The following is a 13,446-nucleotide window of genomic DNA, read 5'->3' on the forward strand; positions in this document are numbered from 1 at the left end:
CGTCCCGAGACCCTTTTATGAGCGAGATACTGCAACGTTTAGACGGCAAGGTCTGCGTGATCACCGGCGCCGGCAGTGGCATCGGCCGCGCCTCGGCCCTGCGTTTTGCCCGGGAGGGCGCCACGGTGGTGGTCACCGACCTTTTCGCCGAATCGGCGCAGGCCGTGGCGACTGAAATCGGCACCAGGGCACTGGCCATGCAAGTGGATGTCGGCGATGAAGACGCTTTGCGGCAGATGGTCGAGCAGACCGTCGAGACCTTCGGGCGTATCGATGTGTTGTTCAATAACGCCGTGTACAGAAACCCGGCCACCACCCGCGATATCGACTTCATCAACTTCAACACCGAGCTGTTCCACAACTGCATGCGGGTCAATGTGCTGGGCGGTGTGTTGGCGTGCAAGTACGCCTTGCCGCACATGCTGGCCCAGGGCAGCGGTTCGATTCTGTTCACCTCGTCCACCAGCTCGATTGCCGGGGAAATTTCTCAGTTCAGCTACGGCGCCTCCAAGGCCGCACTCAACTGGTACGTGCAAAGCATTGCCGCCACCTTTGGTAAACGCGGCATTCGTTGCAACGGGATTTTGCCGGGGGTGATTCGCACGCCGGCCATGGAAAGCTGGGCTAACGAGGCGATGAAGGCGGCCTTTCTCGACCTGCAAAACGTGCCGCAACTGGGCGAGCCGGAGGACATCGCGGCCATGGCCGCTTTCCTCGCCAGCGATGACGCCGCCTACGTCAACGGCACGCTGATGCGCGTGGACGGCGGCATGAGTTGCGGCACGCCGATGGTGCCGGTGGTGCGCAATTTCCTGTTGCCCCAGGCCTCGGTCTGATCCCGATCCATTCACTGCACTGGAGCCCGTTTTATGGCACTCGAACAGGAACGCTTCATCCTCGACATGCTCGCCGCCTGGGGCGACGGCAGCGATGGCAACCGGCCGGACCTCGAACGCATCATGGCCACCTTCGCAGACGACGCCGTCTGGCAACTGTGGGTACCCGGTGGCCCGGTGATTCGTGGGCGAGATGCGTTGCGCCGCGAAATCGAGCGGCAGATGAGTTATGTCACACACAACCGCTGTACCACGCGTCACATCGTCTCTTCGGAGCGCGTGGTGATGACCGAACGCGACGATTATTGCGTCAGCAATGGCGTACCCATGCCGCACTCAATGGTGGCGGTGTATGAGCTGGACGAACACGGCCTGATCTGTGCGTGGCGCGAGTACCTGGACACTGCCGATCTGGCGAAGAAAAAGGGCGTGCCGCTGGAGCAGGTAGGCGGGCCGAACGCTGGTAGCACCAGCACCCATTAAGAGCGGCGCTGGACATCAGCGCCTGAGGAAGACCCCGTATGCCAACAACAATAAATGCGACTGTTGATCCGGTCGAAGAAAAGCTGCGCAACTTTGTCGAAGGGCTGCTGGGTGGGAACATCACGGCGATGCAACGTCTGCTGCGCTGGCGTCCGGCGTGGAACCTTGAACTGCAACGCGATGGCGAAACCCTCCAATTGCATATTCGTGGCGAGCGAGGTGGTGATGTCAGTCCATTCCCGGAGCTGCGTCGGGAGGCGGATATTCTCACCTTGCTTGGTCAGCAGGGCGTACCGGTGCCGCGTATCTACGGCTTCTGCGAAGACCCGCAAGCCATCTTGATGGAGTTGGTGCCGGGGAGTCGTGATGTCAGCACGGCGAACACTGATACCGAGCGCCATGCCGTCGCACGTCAGTGGGTCGACGCCATGGCGCGCATGCACCAACTGCCGTTGCAACCCTTCATTGAACAGGGCATTCATCTGCCGACCAGTGCCGAGGGCATTACCCTTGCAGGTCTGGAAGCTTATTACCCGCTGTATGCGCGCAATAAAACCAGGCCTCAGCCTCTGGCCGAATTCGCCCTCGGCTGGTTGCGCCGCAATGTGCCGCAGCACCGTACCCGGCCTGCTTTCGTGCAGTACGATTCTGGGCAATACCTGTTCGAGAACGGACAGGTGAAGGGCCTCTACGATTTTGAATTCGCCATGATTGGTGATCCGTTGGCTGACCTTGCGTCGGCGCGGATGCGCGACAATTACGAGCCGCTCGGAGACAGTTTCGCGGACCTGTATCGCTACTATCAGCAAGTGACCGGCGAGCCGGCGGACCCCGATGTCGTGCGTTACCACACCGCGCTGTTTGCCACCGTCAGCACCATGCAGTTCTCGGCATCGGTGGCCACGCCACAACCGGGCGACCCCCACGACACCTACACCGAGTTCGACATCGCCCTGCGCCGGGTGGTGGTGCACGCGCTGGCCGAAGCCATGGGGGTGCCGCTGCAAACGCCAACACTGGAGATAGTCAGCAGCGGCCCGAATGCACAGTTGCTGACCATGCTCGCCGATGCCTTGGCGCAGGTGGAGGTCGGCAGTGACTTCCAGAAAACCAAGCTGCGCGCCGTGAGCAAACTGGTGGAGTACCTGGGCCGTGGCGATGCCATGGAATTGCATTTGCGCGAGTTGGAGCAGCAGGAGGCGCAAGTCCTGCTGGACCGCACCTTCAATGATTACAGCGAGATTGATGCAGCGCTGGAAGCCTTCGTCAAAAGCGCGGGGCCCGAATACGACGAACCCTTGCTGCGCCTGTTCATGGCGCACATCGAGCGGCGCGTGCTGGTTTACGGCAGCACCGCCATTGGCGCCTCCGCCAGCCACATCGACCTGCCACCCGTCGCCTGACAGGGTGAAACCTTTCTCGCCCGGTGGCTGGTCGCCGGGCCTTCGTTTTCGGAGTGTTTATGTCTGTCCCTGATAATGCGTTCCAGCATCGGTATGGCCCGTGGGCGGTGATTGCCGGAGCCTCCCATGGCGTGGGCGCGGCGTTTGCCCACGCCCTCGCCGAGCGTGGCCTCAGCTGCGTGCTGGTGGCGCGCCGTGGCGACGCCCTGGCGCAACTGAAAAGCGAATTGGAGCAACGTTACGCCATCGAGGTGCTGGTGGTGATCCAGGATCTTTCTCAGCCCGATGCCTGTGAGCGCTTGCTCGCAGCTGTCGGTGAACGCCAAATCGGTCTGTTTATCTACAACGCGGGCGGCGACCCTTACATCACGCGCTTTCTCGATACCTCGGTCGAGGGCTGGGGCGCCTTACTGCGCCTCAATTGCTTGACGGTGATGCAATGCAGCCACGCCTTTGGCGCTGCAATGCTGGAGCGCGGGCAGGGCGGCTTGCTGTTGGTGGGTTCACAGGCAGCCTTGGGGGGAATTCGCAAACTGGCGATGTACACCGCGACCAAGGGCTTTGCCCTTAACCTCGGTGAATCGCTATGGGCCGAGTGGAAAGACCGTGGCGTCGATGTGCTCAACCTGCTCATCGGCACTGTCGACACACCGACCATGCGCGCTGCCATGGTCAAACTGAACATTGCCGACGCCCTGACCATGACCTTGCCCAAAGCAGAAGACCTCGCGCTTATGGCGCTTGAACAACTGGGTAATGGTCCGACGCTGATTCACCCCGAAGATACCCTTGTCGAGGTCTTGAAAGCACCTGGCCCGGCACGCCGTGCCCAGGTGCTGAGCAAGAGCGCGGAAGCGGCTGTGTTTATCGGAAATAACTGAGGTCACCCACCATGAAAGGATTTGATAACGCAGAATTCAAACGCGGCTGGCGAGTGCTGATTCTGGCGTTGGTCGGCGTTGCCACCAGTTCCAGTTCGTTGCTGCTGTACAGCTTCAGTTCTATGGTGATTCCGCTGGAGCAGGCCATGGGCTGGGGCAGGGCGGAGTTGCAGGCGGCGATCACCGCATTGTCGCTGGGCACCATCGTCGCGTCGCAATTGGCCGGCTGGCTCAACTCACGCTACGGCTTACGCCGGGTCACGTTGCTGTCACTGCTGGCGTTGTCCCTGAGCGTTTTCACCCTGACCTGTATCAATGGCTCGATATGGACGCTTTACCTCGGATTTTTCCTGGTGCCGTTGGCCGGGTTGGGGACGTTGCAGGTGACTTGGTCGCACCTGGTGAACTTGTGGTTCGAGGAAAACCGTGGCCTGGCCTTGGCGATCATTCTCAGTGGCTCCGGACTGGCTGCCATCATGCTGCCGTTGATCACCGCCTGGGCGATCAGCCGCTGGAATTGGCAGGCGGGTTTCCTCGCGCTGGGCGTATTGCCGGTACTGCTGGCGTTGCCCTTGGCTTTACGATGGCTGTTGCCTACCACCGATGTCAGCCAAAACTCGACGCAACTCCACGCCACCAGTGAACAAACCGGCGGGCTACTGCTGCGCGAGGCGCTGCGCTCATGGCGGTTCTGGGTGTGCAACCTGTCGATGACGTTGGTGGTGTCGTGCGTGGTGGGCATGGTCACCAACATTGTGCCGTTGCTGCAGGACCGTGGCCTGAGCGCCCTGCAGGCCAGTCAGATTTTCGCCAGCTTCGGCGTGTCGCTGATCCTTGGCCGACTATTGGTGGGCTACCTGATTGACCGGTTGTGGGCGCCCGGTGTTGCCTCTGTGGCGCTGCTGGTGCCGGCACTTGCCTGCGGCATTTTTGCCTATGGGGATTCCAGTATTGCGATGTACACCCTCGCCACGTTGCTGGTCGGCGTGGGTGCCGGTGCCGAGTTCGATATCGCGGCCTTCCTGATTGCCCGTTACTTCGGTATGCGCGACTACGGCCGGTTGTTCGGCGCGCACCTGGGTTTGATTACCGCAGGAGCGGCGATCTCGCCTTTACTGTTCGCCGGTTTGTTCAAGCTCACCGGTGGCTACTCGGCCATGCTGTTGTTCAGTTTTATCTGCTTTGTCGTCGGCCCTTTGCTGTTGCTGACGTTGGGTGGGTATCCGCGATATCGGTCCGAGCCGTTGGCGGCCAATTGAGTAGGCTGTCGAAGTAAATATGGACAAATAATAGATTAATGTTCAATTATTGCTTCAAGTGCAGCCTGACAATAAAACAGACAAGGAGAATGCCATGCGTGCAGCAATCATTTCCGAGCGCAATGCGCCGCCGGTAGTGGGCGAGTTTCGTGATCCGCAGCCGCAAGACGGCTCGGTGCTGATCGATGTCGATACTGCTGGCCTTGGGGGCTGGGATGTACTCGGCGCCTACCGCCTGGGTGTTGAATATCCCTGTGTCATTCGCGGCGAAGGCGTCGGCCGTGCGCCGGATGGCCGTCGGGTGTATTTCGGCGAGCGCTCGGTGTTGCCGTTTGGTGCCTGGGCAGAGCGCACCCTGGTGCCGCAAGCCGAAGTATGGAATGTGCCGGACGACGTGGACGATAAAACCGCGATCAGCATGGGCATCGCTGCGACCGGCGCCATCGTGCCCCTGGAAAAAGCCGCGATTCAGAAGGGTGAGAAGGTGCTGATCTTGGGCGCCACCGGCACTCTCGGCCAGATCGCCCTGCAACTGGCGCGCGGTCTGGGTGCGGGCAAGGTGGTCGGTGCTGCGCGGTCCGCTGAAGCACTGGGCCGGTTGAAATCGCGAGGCCTTGCCGATGAAGTGGTGACTTTGGGTGGCAGCGATGATGTCGCTGCCCTCAAGGATGCAGCTGATGGCGGATTTGATGTGGTGCTCGACCTCGTTTGCGGTCAACCAATGTTGACGTCCCTGAAAGCCACCAATTGGGGAGCACGGATCATGACCATTGGCACGGGCGCCGGTCGTCAGCTCAATCTGGATATTGCCGATCTGTTGTTTCGCAACTTGTCGTGCATTGGCACTGGCCAGCGCCCGCCTGCAGACCGTGAACAGATCTGGCTGCGTCTGCTGAAAATCGCCAAAGAGCAGCAGATACAGGTGGATTACCTGGATTTCACCCTCGATCAGGCGGCTGAAGCCTGGGCCGCGCAGGTCAATGGGCCACACGCCAAAATCACCGCCACGATTCGTCGTTAAGGCCTGTATTAGAAGATCGGTCCGTGGCGAGGGAGCAAGCTCCCTCGCCACAGGTTCAGTGTCAGCGTTGGCGCTGATGGCGAAATTCCTCGGGTGTGACGCCGAGTTCTTTACGGAAGGCCGCACTGAAAGCGGCGGCGTTGTTGAAGCCGGCCTGATAGGCCACCTGTTTGATCAGCAACCGTGGGTCAGCCAACAGCGCCACGGCTTTTTGCAATCGGGTATGCGCGGCGTACTGGCGCAAGGTCATGCCGGTGGTGTTTTTGCAGCGACTGGACAGTGTCCGCAACGGCAGCTCGCAGGCCCGCGCCAGGTGGCTGAGAGAGCGGCCTTCATCACTGGCGCTGTCGAGCAGTTCACGCAGGATGTTGAGTTGACGAGGGCTGAGTTTTTCTACGTTGTGTGAGGCACTGATTGCCTCGTCGGGCGCATCGATAAATTCGCGGCGCAGGTCCAGGGCAATACTGGTGAGCAGGCACTCGGTGTGCAGTTCGCTGGCAAAGCCGGGGTTGGCGACTTCTTCGGCCAGCCGTTGCAACGAGGCGTGCAGGTAACCGCTTTGCAGATTGAGCATGGCTGCGCTGACGTTGTCCTGCCAGTTCCAGCGATAGCTGCCGAGGACGCCGAGTGATGAGGGATCGAACAGACACACCAGGGCCTTTTGCTCACCGGCATCGTGGCGCAGGTGGAATTCGGTGCCATGGGGAATGAACAACAGCTTGCCCAGAGGCTGGAATTGAGGCGCGCCGTGGCTGGAAAAACCGCCGCAGTTAGGCTTGATCTGCGAACTGGCAGGCAGCATCAGGCGTATCAGGCAACTGTCGCCGGTTTCGATCAAGGCTGTGCCGGTGTTGGACCATTGCGCATGTTCAACCCGGATGTCGAAGCCTTGTCTGGCCAATGAAGCTTCAGTCAGGAAATTGCCCGACGCTTCACAGTCGTACTCGCTGTAGTGGATCGCGTTCATTTTTCAACCTTCAGCCATTTTTATTATTGGCGCTGAAATTCGAAGGATAACGATACGTCAGGGCAGCTACCCGGTCTCGAGTGTAACCAGCGTGAGGACCAAGCTGTTTCATATATTCAGGCGCCAGGTATCGGAAAATCAGATGACAAAAGGCAAAGATATTTCGATGCGTCAACTGCGCTATTTCGTTGCCGCCGCCGACGCAGGCCAGTTTTCCCAGGCGGCGCTGAAGGCGCATGTATCGCAGTCGGCGATTACGGCGGCGGTGTTGCATCTGGAACAGTCCATGGGCGTCAGCCTGTTCGACCGCATGCCCCATGGCGTGACACTGACCGCTGAAGGCAACAAGTTTTCCCAGCATGCCCGCCACATTCTCGACACCCTGCAGGATGCGCTCAGTGAACCGCTGTTCCTCGGCCATGCGATGCAGGGCACCGTGCGGGTAGGCGCCTCCTACACTGTGCTGGGCTATTTTCTGCCCGCGCTGCTGGCACGCTTCAAACGCAGCTACCCTCAGGTCGAGATCGACCTGATCGACATGGACCGCCAGAGCATCGAAGAAGCCCTGAGCAATGGCGATCTCGATCTCGGGCTGGCGATTGTCTCCAATACGCAGAACCTGCACGGTTTTGCTCACCATGTGCTGATTCGTTCGCGCCGCCAGCTCTGGTTAGCTAGTCAGCACCCTTTGATGTCCGCCACTTCGATCAATCTTGAAGACGTCGCCGAGCATGCCTATATCCTTGCTACGGTCGATGAGGGGGAGACCTCGACCTTGCGCTATTGGGAATCCCGCGGACTGGCACCCAAGGTGGCTTTTCGCACCTCATCCATGGAGGCATTGCGCGGGCTGGTGGGGCATGGATTCGGCGTGACCATTCTCTCGGACATGCTGTACCGGGCCTGGTCCCTGGAAGGCAAAAAGATTGAAATCCGTCCGTTGGTGGACGTGATTCCACCCATGGAACTGGGGCTGATCTGGCTGCCGGAGAACTGTTTGTCGGCGCCGGCGCAGGCATTTCGGCAGTTTCTGATCATGGCCTGTGCCTCCTAGCGTCGCTACTGGCGCACGCTGTTCTCAGGCGGCCAGGTGCCGTTGTTCATCAGGCTGTCGAAGGTTTCGGTCATTTCCCTTGCCGGGTTCGGATAATCGTGACGCACCCACCACAGCCACAGCCCCACCAGGGCACCGACGAAACAGCGCACGGCGGCTTCGCCGCGTAGTTGATCGACTTGGTACAGCCCCTGTTTCCGATAATGCTCCCGGACCTGGATGATCAGGATATTTTCCAGGTGCGCGAGAATCACGTTTTGTCCCGGGCCGCTGAAAAACGCCGTCGTCAGTGCCGCATGGCGTTCGGTGGCGCTGAACAGCCAGGCCGAAACATCCAGCAGGACACGGCGGTCGCCATCGACTTCGGTGACCTTGGTCGAGGGGATGCCAATGGCTTCGTACCCGGCAACGATCAGATCCTCCTTGTCGCGAAAGTGCGCGTAGAAGGTGGAGCGCGCCACCCCCGTACTGTCCAGTAATTGCTGGACGGTGATCCCCTCGTAGCCCTTTTCCAGCGCCAGGCGATACATGTGGTCCAGCAGCAGTTCCCGGGTGCGTTGGGAACGCAAGGCGTGGCGTTGGCTGGAGTGGTTTTTATCGGCTGTTTGCACGGAAGCTAAGTGAAACATTCTGAACCTCGGCAGCGCTTTTTATTGGTTTCATGACGTCGGGCACAGGGGCTTCCCGGCGGTGATCGGCACACAATGACAGAGGATGTTTGGCACCAGCAGAATTAGTTTTAGAACATCTTCAACGAAAGTGTTAATGAATTCCGTTTATGCCGTACAGATTTGCGCTTCTGTTCGTTGTGGCTTTGCGCCTGCGGCCTTACCGTTTCTCCAGTCCGATAGAGACCTGGAGAACAATAATGAGTAACGGTCCTGAAACGCCTGCACCTGTTCCTGCGCACATCCCCATGCACCTTGTCCGCGATTTCGATCTGTGGGCGGAGCTCACCGCCCAGGGCGAAAACGCCTATGCCTGGGCCGCCGAACTGCACCGGACAACCCCGCCGATTTTTTGGATTCCACGTTTAAGCTTCTTACCCGGCACCTGGGTACCTCGGCGTGCCGAGGACCTGCGGCGTATTCTGCAAGACCCGCAAACCTTCAGCAGCGTCGGCCTTACACCCTACGCGATGTTGCTCGGTGAAAGCTGGCGCCTGGGGCCACTGGAAATCGATCCGCCTGAACACGCCAAATACCGCGCATTGCTTAATCCGCTGTTCACGCCGAAAAAGGTTGAGGCCCTGGAGCAGAACATCCGCCAGTTGGCCAACCAATTGATAGATGAGGTGCAAGCCGACGGTCGTTGCGATTTCAACGAAGCGTTCGCCAAACCGTTTCCCACGTTGATCTTCTTGACCCTCATGGGCTGGCCGCTGGAAGACCGGCCATTGTTCCAGCACTGGACGCAGACACTGATCAAAAGCGTCGACCTGCAAACGGTGACCGACAACGCACGGGCGATCACCGACTGGATCCGCAACCACATCGCCGAGCGGCGTGCCAATCCCGGTGATGACTTCACCAGCTATCTGCTGACCAGCGAGATTGATGGCCGGCCGCTGACCGACGATGAAATGCTCGGCATCAACTTCCTGATTTTCATTGCCGGCCTGGATACGGTGACCTCTTGCCTGGGTTTGTTTTTCCGGCATCTGGCGCGCAATCCCGAGCAGCAAGCCCAACTGCGGGCCAACCCCGAACTGATTGGCGACGCGGTGGAAGAGCTGCTGCGCTCTTACTCGATCGTCAATATGCGCCGCACGGTGACCTGCGACGTGCAGATCGGCGAAGTCATGATGAAGAAAGGCGACATGGTGCTGATCAGCACCGAGTTGGCCAACCTCGACCCCGAAGTATTCGATGAGGCTGACAAAGTCGACTTCCAGCGCAGTGCCGGTGCATCGCCGCACATGGCGTTTTCCTATGGTGTGCACCGTTGCGTCGGCTCGCACCTGGCGCGCCGTGAACTTCGGATTGCCCTGGAGTTGTGGTTGCAACGGCTGCCGCTCCTGCGCATCGCTGACGACACCACGCCCAAATTCAACGCCTTCGGCGTATTCGGCATGGAAGACTTGCACCTGCAATGGGACCAGCCGGGCACCACGGCAACCGCCTCGAACAAACAGGCGGCCAACGCATGAAAGTGTTGATCAATCAATCCGGCTGTGTGGGTCATGCCCGCTGCAACAACGTCGCGCCCACGCTCTATCCCCTCGGTGACAACGGCTACATCGCCAGCAGCGGCTTCAGTGTACCGATTGGGGAAGAGGGGCTGGCGAAACGGGGCGCCCGGGCCTGCCCGGAACGGGTGATCGAGGTTCGCGAGACATCCGACGAACCCCGGTGAGTGCCGCCCTGTTGATGGAAGACTTTCAGCAACCCGCAAAAGAAGAACAACAATGAGCAAAACCTACGACTACATCATCATCGGTGCGGGGTCATCTGGCTGCGTTTTGGCCAATCGCTTGTCCGCCGACTCGACCGTTTCGGTGCTGCTGATCGAGAGCGGCCCGGATCACACCAGCCCGTTGATTGCCATGCCCCGTGGCATTGGCAAACTGCTCAGCCCCGGCAATCCGCATGTGTGGAGCTACAAGGCGGCACGCGGTGAGGGCATGAGCGACGAGCAATGGCTCAAGGGCAAAACGATTGGTGGCTCCAGTTCGGTCAACGGCATGGTCTACGTACGGGGAGCACCCGCCGATTATGACCATTGGGAAGCGCAAGGCTGCGCCGGTTGGGGCTGGAAAGACATGGGCCGGCAGTTTGTCGCCCTCGAAGACCACCAGTTGGGCAAGAGCCAATGGCGCGGAGTCGGTGGTCCGCTCAAAGTCACCGTGCACCCGTCGGGCCACGCCCTGTGCGATGCCGTCATCAGCGCGGCCGGTGAGCTGGGTGTGGCGCGCACTGAAGACACCAATCATATCGACTCGGTCACTCAGGGTGGCTTCGGCTATCAGCCGCAAACCACCTGGAAAGGCAAGCGATTCAGCGCCGCCAAGGCCTTTCTCGACCCGGTGCGCGCACGTCCGAATTTGACGGTAATGACCGGCACGGATGTGCAACGCATCGAGTTCAGCAAGCACCGTGCCTGTGCCGTGCAGGTCAACAACAGCGCCGGCAAGGGACGCTTCGAAGTGCGCCGCGAGGTGTTGTTGTGCGCCGGTGCCATTGAATCGCCGAAGCTGTTGCAACTGTCTGGCATCGGCCCCGCCGCACTGTTGAACTCGCTGGGTATCAGTGTGCTGCACGACGCCCCCGAGGTCGGGCGCAACCTGCGTGAGCACGTGTACATGGCCATGCAGTACCGGGTCACCCGTGGCAGCTTCAATCATTGCTTCCATGGGATTGGGTTACTCGGTGCAGTGGCCCAATACTTTTTGCGCAAGAAAGGACCGATGACCCACGCCGCCCACGAGGCCGGCGGCTTTATCAAGACCCGCCCCGAACTGGAGCGACCGGACGCGCAAATTGGCGTCAGCCTCTATTCCATGGACGGTGACGGCAACAAGGTCGAAATCGACAAGCAGCCCGGCCTGACCATCGGCGGCTATTTCCTGCGTCCACAGAGCCAGGGTGAGGTGCGCATTCAATCGGCAGACGCCACGGTTCCACCCCGGATTAACGCCAATTATTTGAGCGCCGAGATCGATCGCACCTCCGCAATTGCCTTGTTTCGCTGGTTCCGCCGTCTGGCTGCGCAGCCGGTGCTCAAGCCATTCATTGTCGGCGAGCTGACACCGGGGCCGAAGGTTGAAAGCGACGCGCAAATTCTTGCCGCGTTCCGCCGCTTCGGCCAGACCGCCTATCACGTTTCCGGAACCTGTCGCATGGGTGCCGACAGCGCCTCGGTGCTCGACCCTGAACTGCGAGTGCGTGGCGTCGAGGGCCTGCGTGTGGTCGACACCTCGGTGATGCCGTGCCTGGTTTCTGGCAACACCAATGCCCCGGCCATGGCCATTGCCATGCGCGCTGCAGAAATCATTACCGGCAAAGTCTCAGGAGATCCAACACCATGAGTGTTCCCTTTACCCAGCTGGACAAGCTGTACATCGATGGGGCGTGGGTGGGTGTCGACGGTCCGCGCGAAGCGGTGCTCAACCCCGCCACCGAAGCGGTCATCGGTCATGCACCGAGCGGTGATCTGCACAGCGCCGACGCGGCCATTGCCGCCGCTCGCAACGCCTTTGATAACGGCCCCTGGCCGTGGTTGAGCATGACCGAACGAGCCGGGTACATGCGGCGGATGCACGCCGCTTTGGTGGCCAAAAGGGAGCAGATTGCCGCGCTGATCATCGCTGAAGTCGGCTGCTCGCAAGGCGTGACTTACGCCATGCAGGTGGATATGCCGCTGGGCCATGTGCTGACCGCGATCGCGCAGTCTCTGCACGGCGACAGCCTGCAGATTCCAGTGCAGGCCAATCCCAATCCGTTCAACCCGACCGGGCCGATGATCCTCGGCAGCGGCACGGTGGAGCGTGAGGCGATTGGGGTGGTGGCCGGTATCACCGGCTACAACTTTCCGTTTCTGCTCAATCTGGCCAAGGTGTTTCCCGCCTTGCTGGCCGGCAACACCCTGATGCTCAAACCTTCGCCATTTACCCCGTACTCGGCGCTGTTGTTTGGTCAGATCGCTGAAGAAATCGGCTTGCCCAAAGGCGTGCTCAACATTGTCACCGGCGGTATTGAAGTGGGCAGCCTGCTGAGCAGCGACCCGCGTGTGGACATGGTCTCGTTCACCGGTTCGGAAACGGTGGGGATGAGCATCATGAGTCAGGCAGCGCCGACCCTGAAGCGCGTGCATCTGGAACTGGGCGGCAAATCGGCATTGATCGTGCGCGCCGATGCCGACATTCAGGCCACCGCCTTGGGGGCCGTTGCCGGGCTGGCGGTCAACGCGGGGCAGGGCTGTGCGCTGCTGACGCGCTTCGTGGTGCATCACTCGGTACGCGAGCAATTCGTGCAGTGCGCCAAAGCCATTGCCGGGCAGTGGAAGGTCGGTGACCCGGCGGATCCCAGCGTGATGATGGGCCCGCTGATCCGCGAGTCGCAGCGCGCCAAGGTCGAGCATTTCATCGCCAGCGGCCGCGATGCCGGGGCCGCGCTGGTGTGTGGTGGTGGCCGACCTGCGCACCTGCGCCAGGGCTTCTTCAGCGACATCACCCTGTTCGATGACGTGCGCAACGACATGCTGATTGCCCAAGAGGAAATCTTCGGGCCGGTGGGGGTGGTGATCGGTTTCGACAGCGATGACGAAGCCGTGGCCATCGCCAATGATTCGCGCTTTGGCCTCAACGCTGCCGTGGCTTCGGCCGATGCCGCCACCGCCTACGCCCTGGCCAGACGCATCCGTGCGGGCAGCGTGTACCTCAATGGCGGCAGCGGCAGCCTGCCTTATGCGCCGATTGGCGGCTTCAAGCGTTCAGGCCTGGGCCGCGAATTCGGGCCGAACTGGCTCAAAGAGTTCACCCAGGAAAAATCCATCATTTACCCCATCGGGCGCTAGCCATGCAGCCCTGCGACCGGGGTGCAGA

General features: G+C 60.5%; 13 protein-coding genes. 11 read left to right on the top strand and 2 right to left on the bottom strand.

Annotated features, from left to right (window positions below; all coding sequences use genetic code 11):
* Positions 1–17 precede the first annotated feature (17 nt).
* The 6 genes from BLU63_RS20975 (at position 18) to BLU63_RS21000 (ending at position 5,883) form a co-directional block, all read left to right on the top strand.
* Positions 18–836 (top strand): SDR family NAD(P)-dependent oxidoreductase, encoded by an 819-nt coding sequence (locus BLU63_RS20975; RefSeq protein WP_083376093.1) that lies wholly within the window; start codon positions 18–20, stop codon positions 834–836.
* Positions 837–869: 33 nt separating this feature from the next.
* Positions 870–1,319, top strand: coding sequence for a nuclear transport factor 2 family protein (locus BLU63_RS20980; RefSeq protein ID WP_083376094.1), 450 nt, complete (start codon positions 870–872; stop codon positions 1,317–1,319).
* 38 nt (positions 1,320–1,357) lie between these two features.
* On the top strand, positions 1,358–2,722 hold the full coding sequence (locus tag BLU63_RS20985; RefSeq protein WP_083376095.1) for a phosphotransferase family protein: 1,365 nt from the start codon (positions 1,358–1,360) through the stop codon (positions 2,720–2,722).
* A gap of 59 nt (positions 2,723–2,781) precedes the next feature.
* On the top strand, positions 2,782–3,603 hold the full coding sequence (locus BLU63_RS20990; RefSeq protein ID WP_083376096.1) for an SDR family NAD(P)-dependent oxidoreductase: 822 nt from the start codon (positions 2,782–2,784) through the stop codon (positions 3,601–3,603).
* A gap of 11 nt (positions 3,604–3,614) precedes the next feature.
* Positions 3,615–4,862, top strand: coding sequence for an MFS transporter (locus BLU63_RS20995; RefSeq protein ID WP_083376097.1), 1,248 nt, complete (start codon positions 3,615–3,617; stop codon positions 4,860–4,862).
* Between the two features lie 94 nt (positions 4,863–4,956).
* Complete coding sequence (locus tag BLU63_RS21000) at positions 4,957–5,883, top strand: quinone oxidoreductase family protein (protein WP_083376098.1); 927 nt, start codon at positions 4,957–4,959, stop codon at positions 5,881–5,883.
* A gap of 61 nt (positions 5,884–5,944) precedes the next feature.
* Here BLU63_RS21000 and BLU63_RS21005 read toward each other — a convergent pair whose 3' ends face one another.
* Positions 5,945–6,850, bottom strand: coding sequence for a helix-turn-helix domain-containing protein (locus BLU63_RS21005; RefSeq protein ID WP_083376099.1), 906 nt, complete (start codon positions 6,848–6,850; stop codon positions 5,945–5,947).
* Positions 6,851–6,992: 142 nt separating this feature from the next.
* Here BLU63_RS21005 and BLU63_RS21010 point away from each other — a divergent pair, with 142 nt between their 5' ends.
* Positions 6,993–7,904, top strand: a complete 912-nt coding sequence (locus BLU63_RS21010; protein WP_083376100.1) for a LysR family transcriptional regulator — start codon at positions 6,993–6,995, stop codon at positions 7,902–7,904.
* Positions 7,905–7,909: 5 nt separating this feature from the next.
* Here the strand turns inward: BLU63_RS21010 and BLU63_RS21015 are convergent, their stop codons facing one another.
* On the bottom strand, positions 7,910–8,533 hold the full coding sequence (locus BLU63_RS21015) for a TetR/AcrR family transcriptional regulator (protein WP_083376101.1): 624 nt from the start codon (positions 8,531–8,533) through the stop codon (positions 7,910–7,912).
* A gap of 239 nt (positions 8,534–8,772) precedes the next feature.
* Here BLU63_RS21015 and BLU63_RS21020 point away from each other — a divergent pair, with 239 nt between their 5' ends.
* From BLU63_RS21020 to BLU63_RS21035, 4 genes are read left to right on the top strand one after another with little or no spacing between them, the layout of a single operon-like run.
* Positions 8,773–10,053 (top strand): cytochrome P450, encoded by a 1,281-nt coding sequence (locus BLU63_RS21020; protein ID WP_083376102.1) that lies wholly within the window; start codon positions 8,773–8,775, stop codon positions 10,051–10,053.
* Complete coding sequence (locus BLU63_RS21025; protein WP_083376103.1) at positions 10,050–10,259, top strand: ferredoxin; 210 nt, start codon at positions 10,050–10,052, stop codon at positions 10,257–10,259. Before BLU63_RS21020 ends, BLU63_RS21025 begins: the two co-directional genes overlap by 4 nt.
* 52 nt (positions 10,260–10,311) lie before the next feature.
* A complete protein-coding gene (locus BLU63_RS21030; RefSeq protein ID WP_083376104.1) occupies positions 10,312–11,931 on the top strand; it encodes a GMC family oxidoreductase in 1,620 nt (539 codons plus the stop codon).
* The gene (locus tag BLU63_RS21035) at positions 11,928–13,418 is read left to right on the top strand and encodes an aldehyde dehydrogenase family protein (RefSeq protein ID WP_083376105.1); all 1,491 of its coding nucleotides are present in this window, start codon (positions 11,928–11,930) and stop codon (positions 13,416–13,418) included. Before BLU63_RS21030 ends, BLU63_RS21035 begins: the two co-directional genes overlap by 4 nt.
* Positions 13,419–13,446: the final 28 nt, after the last annotated feature.

The sequence above is a fragment of the Pseudomonas mandelii genome (assembly GCF_900106065.1).
Lineage (GTDB): Bacteria > Pseudomonadota > Gammaproteobacteria > Pseudomonadales > Pseudomonadaceae > Aquipseudomonas > Aquipseudomonas mandelii.